We start from the raw sequence: 14,348 nt of genomic DNA on the forward strand, positions 1-14,348 counted from the left end.
CGAGCGCGGGAGAACTGTGAGCTTGCGCCCAGGGCTTTGAGCGTGCCTGTCGGGCGGAATCTGCCCAGCCATGGCGCCGTCGGCGCACGCCCGAAGCCCACAGCACACACTCGATGCCGAACCTGTGCAAAGACGAAGACGCCGAACGCGGTTGGCGTGCGAGTCTTCGCGTCATGTGTGATTTGAGAGCCCCGTTTATCGGCAGTAAGGCACTGGCGTGTGGAGCGGTTACGCGCCATCAATTGCGGACCCGGTACCGGCCGGTCCTGCCGAACGTTTATCTGTCCGCCGGGGTGCACCCGTGTCTGCAGAGCAGGATTGCCGCCGCCTGGCTGTGGTCGCGCGGTTCGGCGACGGTCGGCGGTGCGGCGGCAGCGGCGTTGCACGGCGCGAAGTGGATTCCCGAGGACGTCCCGGTTGAGCTGATCTGCGCTCGCTCCCGCCCACCTCCTGGCGTGCTGACCCGCCGCGACGTGCTGATCGATGGCGAAACTCAGTTCCTGGGCGGGTACTCGGTCACCACGGCCGAGCGCACCGCTTTCGACATCGGCCGCCGCGGAGCCATGCGCTCGGCGGTGGTACGGCTGGACGCGCTGGCGCGCGCAACCGGGTTCACGGTGGCCGATGTGCTGCAGGTCGCCAGAAACCACCGCGGAACTCGTGGATTGCGGCAACTGGAGACCGCGCTGGAATTGGTCGACCCGGGAGCACAGTCGCCGCGAGAGAGCTATCTGAGGCTGTTCCTGATCGACGCCGGACTCCCTCGCCCTCAGACCCAGCTGCCCGTGCTGGGCGTCAACGGTGTGCCCGTCGCGTATCTCGACATGGGGTGGGAGCGGTACATGGTGGCCGTCGAATACGACGGCGATCACCATCGCAGCGACCGCCAGCAGTACGTCAAAGACATTCGGCGCGGTGAAATGCTCGAGCGGATGGGGTGGATCGTCATTCGGGTGGTGGCCGAGGACCGCCGCGTCGATATCCTGCGCCGGGTCACCGCTGCCCTGGATGAACGCAGATCGGCCGTGCCGTAGCGAGTTTGACTGCGCGTGTGCGGCTTCGAAGGTGCCGGCAGGGATCCGGTTCCCGGATTTTTACGCCAGGATCGCACACCCGAGTCCACCGACACACACCCGATGCAAAGAGCGTGAGCGCACCCTAGAACGTGCTGGTGGGCCGCACCTTGTTGGCCATGTCGACCAGGGTGTAGCGGTGCCGCTGGGTGGGGGCGACGCGGGCCAGGCTGCGCAGCGAGGCCTCCACGCCCAGCCGGAGCCCGTGATCGGTGAAGGGAAAGCCAAGGATGTGGTTGGTGCTGGCCTCGTTGTCCTGCAACCAGTCCATCGCGCCGCCCAGCACCAGGGCGCGGATCTGGAGCACACGCGGTTCGGTGGGTGGCAGTGCATCGACTCTGCGTGCGGCGTCGCGGATCTGGTCTTCGGTGATCTCGCCGTGCGACCGTCCCGAGAGCAGGGTCACCGCACTGGTCAACCGCGCCGTGGTGAAATGCCTCGAGCTAGGAGGGACTTCATCGAGGGTGCGTACCGCACCGGCTCGTTCGCCTTGCGCGGAAAGGGCTCTGGCCAGTCCGAATGCCGCCGAGATGACGCCGTCGTTGGTGCTCCACACGGTCTGGTAAAAGTTGGTCCCGTCGGTGTATCCGGCCAGTTCGGCGGTCGCGGCCAGCGCCAGTTTGGGCGCAAGTTCGCCCGGGAAGGTGTCCAGAACTTCGGTGAAGTGTTTGATCGCGGCGTCATAGGCGCCAGTGAGTAACTCCGAGACGGCCCGATACCAGACCAGCCGCCAGCGCCAGCCCACCCGCTCGGACAGGTCGTCGAGTTTGCGGGTGGCCTTGGCGACGTCGCCGAGATCCAGCAGGGCACGAACCTCCATCAACGGCAGTTCCACCGATTCGGAGAGGTCGGCGCCGTCGGAGTCCAGCGCGCCGTGCCGGGCGGCGCGCAGTGAGTCCAGGGTCTGGACGGGCTGGGAGAGCACCGTCGCCTGCAGGACGGAGGCCGCGACGTCGGTCCGATCGACCAGCGGTACCTGCAGTGCCGTCACGATCTCCTTGGCGGTCAGCTTTTCCGAATGCACCTGACCGTCTTGATATACGTCAGTGTGCGCGACCAGCAGGTCAACCCCAAACGTCGAGCGGCTGGGGCTGAACATTGTCGACAGGCCGGGGCGGGGGACCCCGGTGTCTTGGGCAACCACCTCGCGCAAGACACCCATCAGCTGCCCGGACATCTCCTCGGCGCTGGCGAACCGCCGCCGTGGGTCCGGGTCGATGGCGCGGCGCAGCAGGCGGCCGAACGAGTCGTAGCTGGCCAGCACCGGATCGTCGTCGGGCAATCCATCGAGGTAGCGGCCATTGCGGGTAGGCAGGTTCAAGGTGAGCGCGGCCAGCGTGCGCCCCACCGTGTAGATGTCGGTGGCCACGGTGGGGCCGGTCCGCACGATCTCTGGCGCCTGGAAGCCGGGAGTGCCATAGAGGTAACCGAAGGAGTTGATCCGCGACACCGCACCCAGGTCGATCAGCTTGAGCTGCTCTTCGGTGAGCATGATGTTCTCCGGCTTCAAGTCGTTGTAGACCAGGCCGAGAGCATGCAGGTAGGCCAATGCCGGAAGGATTTCCAGGAGATAGGCGATCGCCTCGGAGACCGGAAGCTTCTCGCCCTTGCGCCGCTTGAGCGACCGCCCGCCGACGTACTCCATGACGATGTAGCCGACCGGATCCCCGTGCTTGTCGGTGTGCTCGACGAAGTTGAAGATCTGCACGATCGACGGGTGGACCACCTCGGCGAGGAACTGTCGCTCCGCCATTGCGATGGCCTGGGCCTCGGCATCGCCCGAATGCACCAGGCCTTTGAGTACGACTGGCCGGTCGTTGACGTTGCGGTCCAGGGCCAGGTATATCCAGCCCATTCCGCCGTGCGCGATGCAGCCCTTGACCTCGTACTGGCCGGCAATGGTGTCACCGGGGCTGAGCTGGGGCAAGAAGGAATACGGGCTGCCGCAATACGGGCACCAGCCTTCCGATGCCCCCTTGGTCTCCGAGTCGCTGCGGCCGACCGGACGCCCGCAGTTCCAGCAGAACCGCTTGGCTTCCGGGACTACCGGATCGGTCATCAGCGCTTTGAGCGGATCGGTATCGGGCACCCTCGGGATCTCCACCAGGCCGCCGCCGAGTCGTCGGACCGGTAGCCGCGCTCGCGTCGCGGCCGCCCGCGGTCCCTGCGGCTGCATATCGAGGGTGCCCAGCGTGATGTCGTCTTCGTCGTCATCGTCGAAATTCGGCCGGAACAGTGCCTGGGTGCCGACCGGCCGGCTCCAGGCGGCCGCGCCGGTCTGCACGTCGGCCGGCTGCGTTCCGGGGCCCGCTTCCTGTTCGTCTTCGTCGGGCCGCGGATTTTCGGTTCCCGACGTTTCTTGCAGGCCCTTCTTGACCGCCTCGGCCATCAGTCCACGTACCTAGGCCGGGGCGGTGCGGGCGCCGGCCCGAGCACCGACAACCATTTGCGGTAGAGCGTGTTCCAGGTCCCGTCATTGCGGATGCGTTCCAGCGTGCCATTGACGAATCGGACGAGTCCGGTGTTGTCCAGATTGATCCCGATGCCGTAAGGTTGATTGGCCATGTTTGGCCCGACGATATGCAGGTAGGGGTCCTCTTCCACCAGCCCGGCCAGGATCGTGTCATCGGTACTGACGGCGTCGATCTCGCGTTGCTGCAGTGCCACCAGGCAGTCAGCCCAGTTCACCACCGACACGATGACCGGCGGCGGTGCGATCTCGCGGATGCGGCGCAACGACGTGGTGCCGCGGGCCACGCAGACTCGCTTGCCGGACAGATCGGACACCTTGAAAATCGGCGAGTCGCGTGAGGTCAGAATCCGCTGGTTGGCGTCGAGGTAGACGGTGGAAAAGTTCACCAGCTTGCGCCGCTCGCAAGTGATCGTCATGGTCTTGACCACCACGTCGACCTGGGAGCTCTGCAGCGCGGTGATGCGTTCGGCCGCCGACAAGATCCGGTACTCGACATGGGTGGGGCCGCCGAAGATGTCGCGTGCCACTTCGCTGGCGATGTCGACGTCGAAGCCGGTGATCTCGCCGGTGATCGGGTCGCGGAAACTGAACAGGTTGCTGCCGATGTCGAGTCCGACGATCAGCCGTCCCCGCGCGCGGATGTCGGCCACCGCGGCGTCGGCCTCGGCTTTGGTGGGAAACGGACGCAGGCTGGCGGTGGGATCGCAGTCCTGGCTGGAGCTGTCCGCTGGAAGCGGAGGCTCCGGCGGCATGACTTCCATGCCGACCGGGGTGGGCAGCGGCAGGGTGGGCGTCGACTCGACTTTCAGCGGCTCGGAGTGACCACACCCGTCCAGCGTGATGACCAGGGCGAGCACTGCGAGCGCAGATGCCGCCCTCGGGAGTCCGGGCAGGCGCCTCATCAGCGATATTCTTTCAGCCTGGGCCACAGACCGAGGGCCACCGCGATCGCGGCGCTCAAACTCAGCACGACACCACCCATTTGGGCACCGGCCAATCCTCGGCGCGCGTTGCGGACATCGGTACGCAGGTGATTGCGGCTTTGATCCATGGCCCTGGTCAGCGCTTCGTCGAGCTTGTCGAAAGCCGGGGTGGAATCGTCCTCACTCTCGCCCAGTGCCACCTGGGTAGCGGCACGATAGTTGCCGACCGAGATGTAGGAGTTGATCCGGTCGTTGGCCTGTTGCCAGCGCACCAACAGCTGTTCGGCGCCCTGTAAGTCGGGCTTGTCGACCGCATCGGGGCGGGCCATGTACTCGTCGAGCTGGCGATGCATGTCCTCGATGCGCTGGTAGAAGGATTGCTTGCGGACCTCTTGATCACCGCGCCGGATCAGCGACAGCGTCTCATCGGCTCGTGCCTGCTGGGCGGTGATGGCCAAGTTTGTGACCGTCTTGAGGGACTCGGCCGCGGTGTCTTTAGCGATACGGCTCGCGGCCGTTGAGAGTGTCAGCGCAGTTCCTACCCACACCACCATGACGAGAATACCGAGCGCTCCGACCACAAGGCCGGGGTTGATTCGTCGCCTGGTCCGGCGGGCCAGCCAGCGGTGCGCGAACGCGCCGAACGCCACCGTGGTGGCAACGACGAGGATCACCGGAGCCGGGATCTGGGTGGACGCGGTGGTCTCGCTGTCCACTCGCGTCGATGTCGCCTCGTAGAGCTGTTGCGCGTCGGGCAGGATCGTCGACTGCATCAGTCCCGATGCCTCGGACAGATATGAGGACCCGACCGGGTTACCCGCTCGGTTGTTGGTGCGCGCGATCTCGACGAGACCGGTATAGACGGACAACTCGGCGTTGATTCGGCCCAGCAGCTGCACCAGCGATTCATCGGTGAGGCCGCTGGACGCGCGGGTCACCGCCACCGACGCGTCGGTGATGGCCTGTTCGTAGCGGAGCCGGACGGCGCGGGGTTCGGCCTGTGCGATGAATGCGGTGGCCGCCGCGGCGTCAGCCACCGACAGCGTGGTGTAGAGCCGTCCGGCCGCGAACGAGAGCGGCTCGGTGTGGTCGAGCACGGTGGTCAGCACCTGCTGGCGGTGGTTGATGGTCGTCGAGGTGGCAAACGCGCTGGCAACGCCGAGCGCCGCCAACACGATGCCGATCGTCAGAATGCGCCCGGGCGTCGTCGAGACGAACCACCAGCGGGGATGGGCCGGCTCGGCCGGTGACCGCGATCCCAGCGGTTCGGTCGACGGGTGCGCCAACTCAACCGTCACGTCTGCTTGGACCTCGTCTTTCGGCCGTGTCAGGAAACCGTATAAGCGGATTCTAAGAGAATGTTCCGACAGATGCCGGTGGCGGCGGACCAAATTTGGCCCCCAAATTCCCCGGAACTTCGTTGAACCTCCGCCTACCTATCCTTGATCCGTGCGGGGCGACGGCGACGGTTGGGTCATCTCCGAGAGCGGTGTGCACTACTGGGGCCGATTTGGCTCGGCCGGGCTGCTGCTTCGGGCGCCGCGACCCGACGGCACCCCAGCCGTGTTGTTGCAGCATCGAGCGTTCTGGAGCCATCAAGGCGGCACCTGGGGCTTGCCGGGGGGCGCCCGCGACAGCCACGAGACTCCGGAACAGACGGCGCTGCGCGAAGCCCACGAAGAGGCGCGACTGCCGGCCGAGCGGCTGACCGTGCGGGCGGTGACGGTGACGGCCAGGCCCAGCGGCACCGCATGGACCTACACGACGGTGATCGCCGACACCCGGGAGTTGCTGCACGCGGTCCCCGATCGGGAGAGCGCGGAGCTGCGCTGGGTTGCCGAGGGCGAAGTGGTGGACTTTCCGTTGCATCCCGGATTTGCCGCCAGTTGGCAGGGGCTGCGCTGCGCCCCGGTGACCGTGCCGCTGGAGCGGGGCGATCAACGTCGTGAACTCCTGCCGCGCACTGTGGAGGTTGAGCCGGGCGTGTTCGTCTGGTGCATGCCCGGGGACGCCGATCAGGTGCCCTCGCAGCTGAGTCCGCGGGTCATATCGCTGCTAGAAGCTCTGACTTGAGCTTTGCCGCGGCCTCTCGCGGGTCGTCGGCCGCGGTAATCGCCCGCACCACCACGATCCGTCGGGCGCCGGCGGCGAGAACCTCGGGCAGGCGCACCCCGTCGATGCCGCCGATGGCAAACCACGGTTTGGCGCCGGCGACGTCGGCGGCGAAACGGACCAAGCCTAGGCCCGGGGCCGTGCGGCCCGGCTTGGTCGGGGTGGGCCAGCAGGGCCCGACGCAGAAGTAGTCGACCGCCCCGATCGCCGCCGCGGAAACCTGGTCGCGGTCGTGAGTGGATTGGCCGATCAGCGTGGCCGGTCCGGTGATTGCGCGTACCACGTCGACCGGAAGGTCGCGCTGACCCAGGTGCAGCACGTCGGCGCGCGCGGCGCGGGCGATATCGGCGCGGTCGTTGACCGCGAACATGGCTGCGTGTCGAGCGGCCGCGTCGGCCAGGATCTCGCAGGCGGTGAGCTCGTCACGCGCTTCGAGGGGGCCAAACCGCTGCTCACCGGCCGAACCTTTGTCGCGCAGCTGGATGATGTCGACGCCGCCGGCCAGGGCGGCGTCAGCGAAATCAGCCAGGTCACCGCGCTCACGGCGGGCATCGGTGCACAGATAAAGCCTTGCGGTAGCCAGTCGGGAGTGCACACCGAGACGTTAGCGCGCTAGCTTAGAACCGGAGCGCAACCCTGAAGAACACGGGAGTCCCGGGTAACCAGCGGGGCTGAGAGTGGGCACAGCCGGTGCACAACCGGGCCTGTCCTGACCGTCACACCTGATCCGGGTCATGCCGGCGAAGGGAGCAGTAAATGTCATCCCCATCCATGGGGTCGCTGGCTGTCATTGGTGGCGGCGTTATTGGCCTGTCGGTGGCACGGCGGGCAGCACAGGGCGGATGGGCGGTGCGGGTACATCGCCGTGCCGAACCGGGCGCCTCCTGGGCCGCCGGTGGAATGCTTGCCCCGCACAGCGAGGGTTGGCCCGGTGAAGAACGGTTGCTGCGGCTCGGGCTGGAGTCGCTGCGGCTGTGGCACGAGAGCGGCTTTCTGGACGGGCTGCCACCGCAGGTGGTTACCGCGCGGGAGTCGCTGGTGGTGGCGGTGGACCGAGCCGACGTCGCTGACCTGCGCACCGTCGTGGATTGGTTGTCCGAGCAGGGGCACCCGGTGAGTTGGGAATCGGCCGCCCGCGATGTCGAACCCCTGCTGGCCCAGGGCATCCGGCACGGCTTCCGTGCCACGACCGAGCTGGCGGTGGACAATCGCGCCTTGCTCGACGCACTGGCCGTCGACTGTGAGCGACGTGGCGTCACCTGGGCGGGGCCGGTCGCCGATTTGTCCGATGCCACCGGTGACGTGGTGGTGATTGCCAACGGCATCGACGCTCCCGCCTTGTGGCCGGGCCTGCCGGTTCGTCCGGTGAAGGGTGAGGTGCTGCGGTTGCGTTGGAGAAAGGGTTGTATGCCTTTGCTGCAGCGGGTGGTACGCGCCCGCGTACACGGGCGCCAGGTGTATTTGGTGCCGCGCGCGGATGGGGTCGTAGTGGGGGCGACCCAGTATGAGCACGGACGTGACTTGGCCCCGGTGGTGTCGGGCGTGCGTGATCTGCTCGAGGATGCTTGTGCGGTAATGCCGGCACTCGGCGAGTACGAGTTGGCTGAGTGCACGGCCGGATTGCGTCCGATGACACCGGACAACCTGCCCATCGTGGGCCGTCTGGACGCACGCACGCTGGTGGCCGCGGGCCTAGGCCGATCGGGATTCCTGTTGGCACCGTGGACCGCTGAGCAGATCGTGTCCGAGCTTGTTCCGATTGGAGCGCACTCATGATCGTCGTTGTCAACGAGCGCCATGTCGAGGTCGAGGAGCAGACCACCGTGGCCGCGTTGTTGCAGTCGTTGGGTTTCCCCGATCGGGGCGTCGCGGTGGCATTGGACTTGGCGGTACTGCCACGATCTGACTGGGCGACAGAGCTTTCCGAAGGTGATCGACTCGAGGTGGTAACGGCGGTGCAAGGTGGTTGAGTCCAAGCTGACGATCGCCGACCGCAGCTTTGCTTCGCGGCTCATCATGGGCACCGGGGGAGCGAGCAATCTGGCGGTGCTGCAAGAGGCGCTGGTGGCTTCGTGTACCGAACTCACCACCGTCGCGATCCGCCGGGTTGACGCCGAGGGCGGCACCGGACTGCTCGACCTGCTCAACCGGCTCGGGATCACGCCGTTACCCAACACCGCCGGGTGCCGCAGCGCGGCCGAGGCGGTGCTGACCGCGCAATTGGCTCGCGAGGCGCTCGACACCAATTGGGTAAAGCTCGAGGTGATCGCCGACGAACGCACCCTGTTGCCCGATGCGATTGAATTGGTCAGAGCGGCAGAACAGTTGGTCGACGACGGCTTCGTCGTGCTGCCCTACACCAATGACGACCCGGTGCTGGCCCGCCGCCTGGAAGACACCGGTTGCGCGGCAGTGATGCCGCTGGGATCGCCGATCGGGACCGGCCTGGGGATCACCAACCCGCACAACATCGAGATGATCGTTGCCAGCGCGGGTGTTCCCGTGGTTCTGGATGCGGGTATCGGCACCGCCAGTGATGCGGCGCTGGCGATGGAGTTGGGTTGTGACGCTGTGCTGTTAGCCACCGCGGTGACGCGGGCGGCGGACCCGGCGGCGATGGCCGCGGCGATGTCGGCCGCCGTCACCGCCGGCTACCTGGCGCGTCGTGCCGGCCGGATACCGAAGCGCTTCTGGGCCCAGGCGTCGAGCCCCACCCTGGCAACGCAGTCGCCCGGTGCGGAGTTGGACAATTGAGTTCCATCCCCACGGCGATGAAACGTTATGTCGCCCTAGGTAGTTCGATGGCGGCAGGTCCAGGCATCTCCCCGCGTGCACCGGGCGCGCCTCGGGGATCGGGTCGATCGGCACGCAACTACCCGCACCTGGTGGCCGAACGACTGAATCTGGATCTGGTCGACGTCACCTACTCGGGTGCGACCACCGCTGCCGTGCTGACCGACTACCAGCGGGGGGCGCCGCCCCAGATCTGCGCATTGGACGGATCGGAAGCCCTGGTGACAGTCACCATCGGGGGCAACGACGTCGGCTACATCCCGTTGCTGGTAGTCGCCTCGCTGCCCAACTTCGCGCGGCGACTACCGATGCTTCGCGGGTGGGTAGCAGATCTGCTTGACCGTGACGCCCGGGATCGTGCCCTGGCAACGGTATTCGATTCACTGTGTGAGGTTGGGCGTTCGATACGTAAGCGATCTCCAAACGCCCGGGTTCTGTTTGTCGACTACCTGACGCTGTTGCCGCCGGCGGGAGTTGGCGCCCCGCCGTTGTCCGAGGACGACGCGGCGCTTGGCCGCCATGTCGCCGAGACGCTGGAGCGACTCACCGCCGAGGCCGCCGTCGAGACGGGTTGCGAGATCGTGCGTGCCGCGGCGGCCAGCCGCGACCATCACGCGTGGTCGGTGCAACCCTGGGCGGAAAAAACCGGGAGACTCGCGAGATACGTTGTCCCGCTGCCGGGTCGGCCTGCGCCACTTCACCCTAAGGAGGCCGGGATGCACGCGGTGGCGCGGGCAATCACAGCGCAGTGGGGGCGGTGAGGTCAGCCGTTGTTCTGCCACCACCGGTAGAGCGAGGGCACGTCGGTATTGGCGCCACGTATGTCGCTGAGAACGTTTTTGGCATCGGTGGTCCAGATGATCTCGGCCGCACCGTCGTGGGTGCCGCAGGCCACCTGTCCAGCTGTCCCGGAGGTGCCCTGGTGCCAGGTGGTGGGTGACTGGCTCTCCCCGCAGGAGGTCAGTGTCTCGTCGTTGAGACCCGCTTTGAACTTGCCGTTCATGGCGTCGGTGTTGGCAAACAGGACGTACCTGGGCTCCGCGGGTCCGGCGGAGTCGGCGCTCTGGTCGCACACGAGTTCGGCCAGCTCGCCTGGGTTGATGGGTTGGGGGGCGCAATTGGTGAGGTCGTAGCCCTTCGACAATGACTCGGCAAGCGTGTCCACATCGGCCGGGTTGCCGTTGTCGGGTTCTGCGCTTGCGGTACCGATACCGATACCAATACCTAGGTAGGCGAAGCTTCCCATCAGTGCGGCAGCCGTGGCGGCGCGCAGCACGGTGGTGAGGTGAGTCATCCATGACTCCTTCGGGTCGTCGGGGCGAGGCGGATTCGCGCTGGCACTTAGGAGTTTATTTGTGTTGCACATGGGAAAACAGACCCCGGCAAGCATCACGAAAAATGCCCGTGAAGCGCCCTCGGTGCATCACGTAAAAATGCCCGCGAAACGGTCGATCCTTGGCAGGCATGGGAAGTGGGCTGTCGATGTCGTCTCGGGCCGAGATCACCGCGAAGTTCGCCAGGGCGTATGTGGGGGCGCCGAAGGCGGGCAAGGGGCAGATTCTGGATCAGGTGGTGGCGGTCACCGGCTGGTCGCGTGACAACGCCCGGCGGCGGTTGAGGGCGGCGGCCGCGCCGCCGGGAGCGGGTCGGCAGGTCGCCAAACGGATTCGCCGGCAACGCAATCCGAAGTACTCCTAGGATGCGCTCAAGGTGTTGCAGAAGGTGTGGGCGGCCTCAGGCGGGCAGTGCGGCCGGTACCTGGCCGCTTCCATGGCACTTCAGTTGGATGCTCTAGGTCCTGTCTGCTAATTGCGGACGCGGTGGTAGGTGATGATGGCGGCCAGGGTGGCACCGCCGAGGTAGGTCAGGGCGTATTTGTCGTAGCGGGTGGCGACCGCGCGCCAGTGTTTGAGCCGGTTGAAGCTTCGCTCGACGGTGTTGCGGTGCTTGTAGATTCGGCCTGAGAACCCCGGAGGCCGTCCTCTGTTGCGGCCTTTGGCTTTGCGGCGGGTGATCTGGTCGCTGCGCTCGGGGATGGTATGGGCGATCTTGAGCCGGCGCAGCTGTGCCCGCGTTGAGTCATGGGAGTACGCCTTGTCTGCCAGCAGGCGATACGGGGCGTATGAGTTGCTGCGCCGGGCGGCCAGCAGTGGCCAAAGCATCGGATTATCACCGGCTTGACCGGCCGACAGTGCCAGGGTGACCGGACTGCACAGCTGGTCGGTCAAGGCGTGGATCTTGGTAGTCAGCCCGCCGCGGGAACGCCCAATGGCGTGGTCATCGGGCTCATCGAGATATTTCTTGTAATTCGACAGATCCCCCTGTGCGGCGCCCGGGGCGCGCTCCGGCTGCGTGTTGGTGGGCGCGCACACTGGTCGAATCGACCGACAACAGTGCGCCCAGGTCGGCGTCCTCGGCGTCGAGGTCAGAGGCGATCGCCGCGAAGATCCGCGCGTAGATGCCATCGACCGACCAGCGTAGATGCCTCTCGGCCACCGATTGCCAGGGACCGAAGTGCTCGGGCAGGTCACGCCACGGAGATCCCGTACGGTAACGCCAGATAATGCCCTCCAGAGTACGTCGATGATCGTTCCACGGCCGGCCACGCCGCCGCCCCGCAGGCAACACCGCCACGATCAGCGACCACAAATCATCAGAAATCGCATGCGTCCGCATCACCCAAACAGCATCAGCCAAAACACCATTCACATTAAGCAGACACGCCCTAGAACGCCACGGCGAACTGGTGGACGGCCGTGACCGTTACGGCCCGGCGGTGCGTGCCGAGCTGTTGGCGATGAGCAGCGCCACGATCGACCGCTACCTGCGCGGCGCCAAGGCCCGCGACCAGATCTCGGGTGTGTCGACGACGAAACCCTCCCGCTGCTGCGGTCCTCGATCACCATCTGCAAAGCAGGCGATGAGGCCGAAGAATCTCCGGGGTTCTTCGAAGGCGACACCGTGGCGCACTGCGGCCCGACACTGAAAGGTGAGTTCGCCCGCACGGTCAACCTCACCGACATGCACATCGGCTGGGTGTTCACCCGCACGGTGCGCAACAACGCCCACCCCACATCCTGGGCGCCCTCAAAACCGGAATTACTAAAATCCCTATAAGGTAACGGGTTTGGACTTCGACAACGGCACCGAATTCCTCAATAAGGCGGTCATCAAGTGGGCCGCGGACATGGAGATCTTCTTCACCCGCTCACGACCCTACAAGAAGAACGACCAGGCCACCATCGAGTCCAAAAACAACCACCTCGTGCGTCGCTACGGGTTCTACTACCGCTACGACACCGACGAAGAACGCGCCGTGCTCAACCGGCTGTGGCACCTGGTCAACGACCGGCTCAACTACCTGACCCCCACCATCAAACCCATCAGCTACGGCTGCAGCCGCGACGGTCACCGCCGCCGGCTCTACGACAAGCCCCAGACCCCTGGACCGGCTGCTGGCCGCCGGAGTCCTCTCAGCGGCCCAACAAACAGAGCTGCTCACCTACCGCAACAGCCTCAACCCCGCCGCGATCGCCCACCAGATCGCCGACCTGCAAGCCGCCCTGCTCAGACTCGCCAAAGACAAGACCGAACAGCTCTACCTCGCCGCCATACCCGCCGCTCTACCCGCCCTCAAAGCCGGCATCCGCATCAAAAGCAAGACCACCACCTGACCCCGATTTCGCGGGCATTCCTTACCTGATGCATGAACCAGGTTTCGCAGGCATCTTGACTTGATGCATCACGGACCCCTTCCGGCAATTGGCGGCATGAGGATGTGACCATGCAACATGTTCCGATAGCAATTGTCTGTCTTGGAATCGATAGTGATACGCGGTGGACGCGTTCGTATTCGCGACTGTTTCGAGGCACCTCCGGGCGAGCCTCGACGTGAGCTGATGTATCGCTGAAATGATAAGGGGGACAGTCTATTTAGTGGATGCTCCGGGGCGCTGAAACCGGCGCCGATGCCCGGCCGAACGTGCCTGGTTCGGGCGTCGGCGCGGCGGCGCGGCGGGGCCGAAAATTTCGGCGAGTGCATGGGTGCCCGGACCGCAGATCCGTGGCCGCACAATTTGCTCGTAGATGCTGCCATCGAGACGGTCACTCCGGTATGGTAAGCACCGCTTTACGTCAGCTAACTTCTCTTGATCTGGAGAATCCATGACACAGCCACCACCGCCCGGATACCCGCCGCAGCAGCCGCCTGCCGGGCAGCAACCCGACAACTATTTGGTCTGGTCGATTCTGGTGACGTTGTTCTGCTGTCTTCCCCTCGGGATCGTTGCGATCGTCAAGTCCACGCAGGTGAGTGGCTTGTGGGCGCAAGGGCGTTACGCGGAGGCCCAAGCTGCTGCTGACTCTGCCAAGAAGTTCACCATGTGGTCGGCCATCGCCGGGATCATCGTGTTCGTCATCTACGGCATCCTGATGGCTGTGGGCGCGCTGAACGCGGGGACGTCGAACGCTGCGATGTTCGCGGCGGGGATGTTCTAAGCAGGGTTGAGTTCATGGTGACCCACCAAGGGGCGGTCCGGCTGAGTCTGGGCGCGCCGCTGTTGGTGGCGGCGTCTACGACATTGGTGTGCGCCGCCATCTGGGTGGGGGATCCGACCACTCCGCACGGTCCACTACCGGTGTGTCCCACCAAGGCACTACTGGGAATTGACTGCCCGGGCTGCGGCAGCCTGAGAATGCTGTACAGCCTGATGCACGGCGATCTGTTGGCCGCAGCCAGATTCAACGCGCTTGGTCTGGCGGCCACAGCGCTCTTGGTGTGGGCCTACCTGGTTTGGACTTACGGTCGTTTGGTTGGCCGGCGCATAGGCGGTTGGCAACGCAGTCGCTGGGCGGCACCAGTGACGTTGTCGCTGGTGCTGGTCTGGTTCGTGGTGCGCAACATTCCGGTTGCGCCGTTCAACGCGCTGTTCGTCTGATTTGATTTGGTACGCTACGAAAGCCGTATCCGCTTAT

17 protein-coding genes and 1 pseudogene are annotated in these 14,348 nt (G+C 65.7%); 12 read left to right on the top strand and 6 right to left on the bottom strand.

What is annotated here, in order from left to right; all coding sequences use genetic code 11:
* Positions 1-173: 173 nt before the first annotated feature.
* Positions 174-1,034: an endonuclease domain-containing protein gene (locus G6N41_RS10980; RefSeq protein WP_198967361.1), complete on the top strand. Its 861-nt coding sequence runs from the start codon at positions 174-176 to the stop codon at positions 1,032-1,034.
* A gap of 124 nt (positions 1,035-1,158) precedes the next feature.
* Here G6N41_RS10980 and G6N41_RS10985 read toward each other — a convergent pair whose 3' ends face one another.
* The 3 genes from G6N41_RS10985 to glnX are packed head-to-tail and all read right to left on the bottom strand — an operon-like array spanning position 1,159 to position 5,767.
* Complete coding sequence (locus G6N41_RS10985; RefSeq protein ID WP_231608931.1) at positions 1,159-3,462, bottom strand: serine/threonine-protein kinase PknG; 2,304 nt, start codon at positions 3,460-3,462, stop codon at positions 1,159-1,161.
* The gene (locus tag G6N41_RS10990) at positions 3,462-4,448 is read right to left on the bottom strand and encodes a glutamate ABC transporter substrate-binding protein (protein WP_198967362.1); all 987 of its coding nucleotides are present in this window, start codon (positions 4,446-4,448) and stop codon (positions 3,462-3,464) included. Before G6N41_RS10990 ends, G6N41_RS10985 begins: the two co-directional genes overlap by 1 nt.
* Positions 4,448-5,767 carry a protein kinase G-activating protein GlnX gene (glnX, locus tag G6N41_RS10995; protein WP_012392664.1) on the bottom strand — a complete coding sequence of 440 codons (1,320 nt, stop codon included), beginning with the start codon at positions 5,765-5,767 and terminating at the stop codon, positions 4,448-4,450. The genes G6N41_RS10990 and glnX overlap by 1 nt, the downstream gene beginning before the upstream one ends.
* A gap of 151 nt (positions 5,768-5,918) precedes the next feature.
* Here glnX and G6N41_RS11000 point away from each other — a divergent pair, with 151 nt between their 5' ends.
* Positions 5,919-6,542, top strand: a complete 624-nt coding sequence (locus G6N41_RS11000; protein WP_117388843.1) for an NUDIX hydrolase — start codon at positions 5,919-5,921, stop codon at positions 6,540-6,542.
* Here G6N41_RS11000 and thiE read toward each other — a convergent pair.
* Complete coding sequence (gene thiE / locus G6N41_RS11005; RefSeq protein ID WP_198967363.1) at positions 6,514-7,176, bottom strand: thiamine phosphate synthase; 663 nt, start codon at positions 7,174-7,176, stop codon at positions 6,514-6,516. The two genes, G6N41_RS11000 and thiE, sit on opposite strands and share 29 nt — an antisense overlap.
* A gap of 161 nt (positions 7,177-7,337) precedes the next feature.
* Here thiE and thiO point away from each other — a divergent pair, with 161 nt between their 5' ends.
* The 4 genes from thiO to G6N41_RS11025 are packed head-to-tail and all read left to right on the top strand — an operon-like array spanning position 7,338 to position 10,135.
* On the top strand, positions 7,338-8,357 hold the full coding sequence (thiO, locus tag G6N41_RS11010) for a glycine oxidase ThiO (RefSeq protein WP_198967364.1): 1,020 nt from the start codon (positions 7,338-7,340) through the stop codon (positions 8,355-8,357).
* Positions 8,354-8,551: a sulfur carrier protein ThiS gene (gene thiS, locus G6N41_RS11015; protein WP_117388845.1), complete on the top strand. Its 198-nt coding sequence runs from the start codon at positions 8,354-8,356 to the stop codon at positions 8,549-8,551. The genes thiO and thiS overlap by 4 nt, the downstream gene beginning before the upstream one ends.
* The gene (gene thiG, locus G6N41_RS11020) at positions 8,544-9,335 is read left to right on the top strand and encodes a thiazole synthase (RefSeq protein WP_198967365.1); all 792 of its coding nucleotides are present in this window, start codon (positions 8,544-8,546) and stop codon (positions 9,333-9,335) included. The genes thiS and thiG overlap by 8 nt, the downstream gene beginning before the upstream one ends.
* A 17-nt stretch (positions 9,336-9,352) precedes the next feature.
* The gene (locus G6N41_RS11025; protein ID WP_198967823.1) at positions 9,353-10,135 is read left to right on the top strand and encodes an SGNH/GDSL hydrolase family protein; all 783 of its coding nucleotides are present in this window, start codon (positions 9,353-9,355) and stop codon (positions 10,133-10,135) included.
* A gap of 2 nt (positions 10,136-10,137) precedes the next feature.
* Here the strand turns inward: G6N41_RS11025 and G6N41_RS11030 are convergent, their stop codons facing one another.
* Entirely contained in the window at positions 10,138-10,668 is a 531-nt protein-coding gene (locus G6N41_RS11030) for a serine/threonine protein kinase (RefSeq protein WP_198967366.1), read from the bottom strand.
* Between the two features lie 188 nt (positions 10,669-10,856).
* On the opposite strand from G6N41_RS11030, the gene G6N41_RS11035 reads away from it, so the two are divergent.
* On the top strand, positions 10,857-11,072 hold the full coding sequence (locus G6N41_RS11035; protein ID WP_198968076.1) for a hypothetical protein: 216 nt from the start codon (positions 10,857-10,859) through the stop codon (positions 11,070-11,072).
* 107 nt (positions 11,073-11,179) lie between these two features.
* Here G6N41_RS11035 and G6N41_RS11040 read toward each other — a convergent pair.
* Positions 11,180-12,053: pseudogene (locus tag G6N41_RS11040) on the bottom strand (IS5 family transposase).
* A gap of 67 nt (positions 12,054-12,120) precedes the next feature.
* Here G6N41_RS11040 and G6N41_RS11045 point away from each other — a divergent pair.
* From G6N41_RS11045 to G6N41_RS11065, 5 genes are all read left to right on the top strand, one after another.
* Complete coding sequence (locus tag G6N41_RS11045) at positions 12,121-12,360, top strand: hypothetical protein (RefSeq protein ID WP_198913343.1); 240 nt, start codon at positions 12,121-12,123, stop codon at positions 12,358-12,360.
* On the top strand, positions 12,336-12,491 hold the full coding sequence (locus G6N41_RS11050; protein WP_198965232.1) for a hypothetical protein: 156 nt from the start codon (positions 12,336-12,338) through the stop codon (positions 12,489-12,491). The genes G6N41_RS11045 and G6N41_RS11050 overlap by 25 nt, the downstream gene beginning before the upstream one ends.
* Before the next feature lie 10 nt (positions 12,492-12,501).
* Positions 12,502-13,077: a hypothetical protein gene (locus G6N41_RS28465; protein ID WP_231608534.1), complete on the top strand. Its 576-nt coding sequence runs from the start codon at positions 12,502-12,504 to the stop codon at positions 13,075-13,077.
* A 461-nt stretch (positions 13,078-13,538) separates the two neighbouring features.
* Entirely contained in the window at positions 13,539-13,871 is a 333-nt protein-coding gene (locus G6N41_RS11060) for a CD225/dispanin family protein (protein ID WP_117388847.1), read from the top strand.
* Positions 13,872-13,885: 14 nt separating this feature from the next.
* Positions 13,886-14,311, top strand: a complete 426-nt coding sequence (locus G6N41_RS11065) for a DUF2752 domain-containing protein (protein WP_012392673.1) — start codon at positions 13,886-13,888, stop codon at positions 14,309-14,311.
* Positions 14,312-14,348 lie beyond the last annotated feature (37 nt).

It is taken from the genome of Mycobacterium shottsii (genome assembly GCF_010728525.1).
Lineage (GTDB): Bacteria > Actinomycetota > Actinomycetes > Mycobacteriales > Mycobacteriaceae > Mycobacterium > Mycobacterium marinum.

Coding starts and splice junctions, on each gene's coding strand:
- G6N41_RS10980 (WP_198967361.1), top strand. CDS start 174: ATGTGTGATTTGAGAGCCCCGTTTATCGGCAGTAAGGCACTGGCGTGT.
- G6N41_RS10985 (WP_231608931.1), bottom strand. CDS start 3,462: ATGGCCGAGGCGGTCAAGAAGGGCCTGCAAGAAACGTCGGGAACCGAA.
- G6N41_RS10990 (WP_198967362.1), bottom strand. CDS start 4,448: ATGAGGCGCCTGCCCGGACTCCCGAGGGCGGCATCTGCGCTCGCAGTG.
- thiO (WP_198967364.1), top strand. CDS start 7,338: ATGTCATCCCCATCCATGGGGTCGCTGGCTGTCATTGGTGGCGGCGTT.
- thiS (WP_117388845.1), top strand. CDS start 8,354: ATGATCGTCGTTGTCAACGAGCGCCATGTCGAGGTCGAGGAGCAGACC.
- G6N41_RS11025 (WP_198967823.1), top strand. CDS start 9,353: ATGAAACGTTATGTCGCCCTAGGTAGTTCGATGGCGGCAGGTCCAGGC.
- G6N41_RS11030 (WP_198967366.1), bottom strand. CDS start 10,668: ATGACTCACCTCACCACCGTGCTGCGCGCCGCCACGGCTGCCGCACTG.
- G6N41_RS11035 (WP_198968076.1), top strand. CDS start 10,857: ATGTCGTCTCGGGCCGAGATCACCGCGAAGTTCGCCAGGGCGTATGTG.
- G6N41_RS11060 (WP_117388847.1), top strand. CDS start 13,539: ATGACACAGCCACCACCGCCCGGATACCCGCCGCAGCAGCCGCCTGCC.
- G6N41_RS11065 (WP_012392673.1), top strand. CDS start 13,886: ATGGTGACCCACCAAGGGGCGGTCCGGCTGAGTCTGGGCGCGCCGCTG.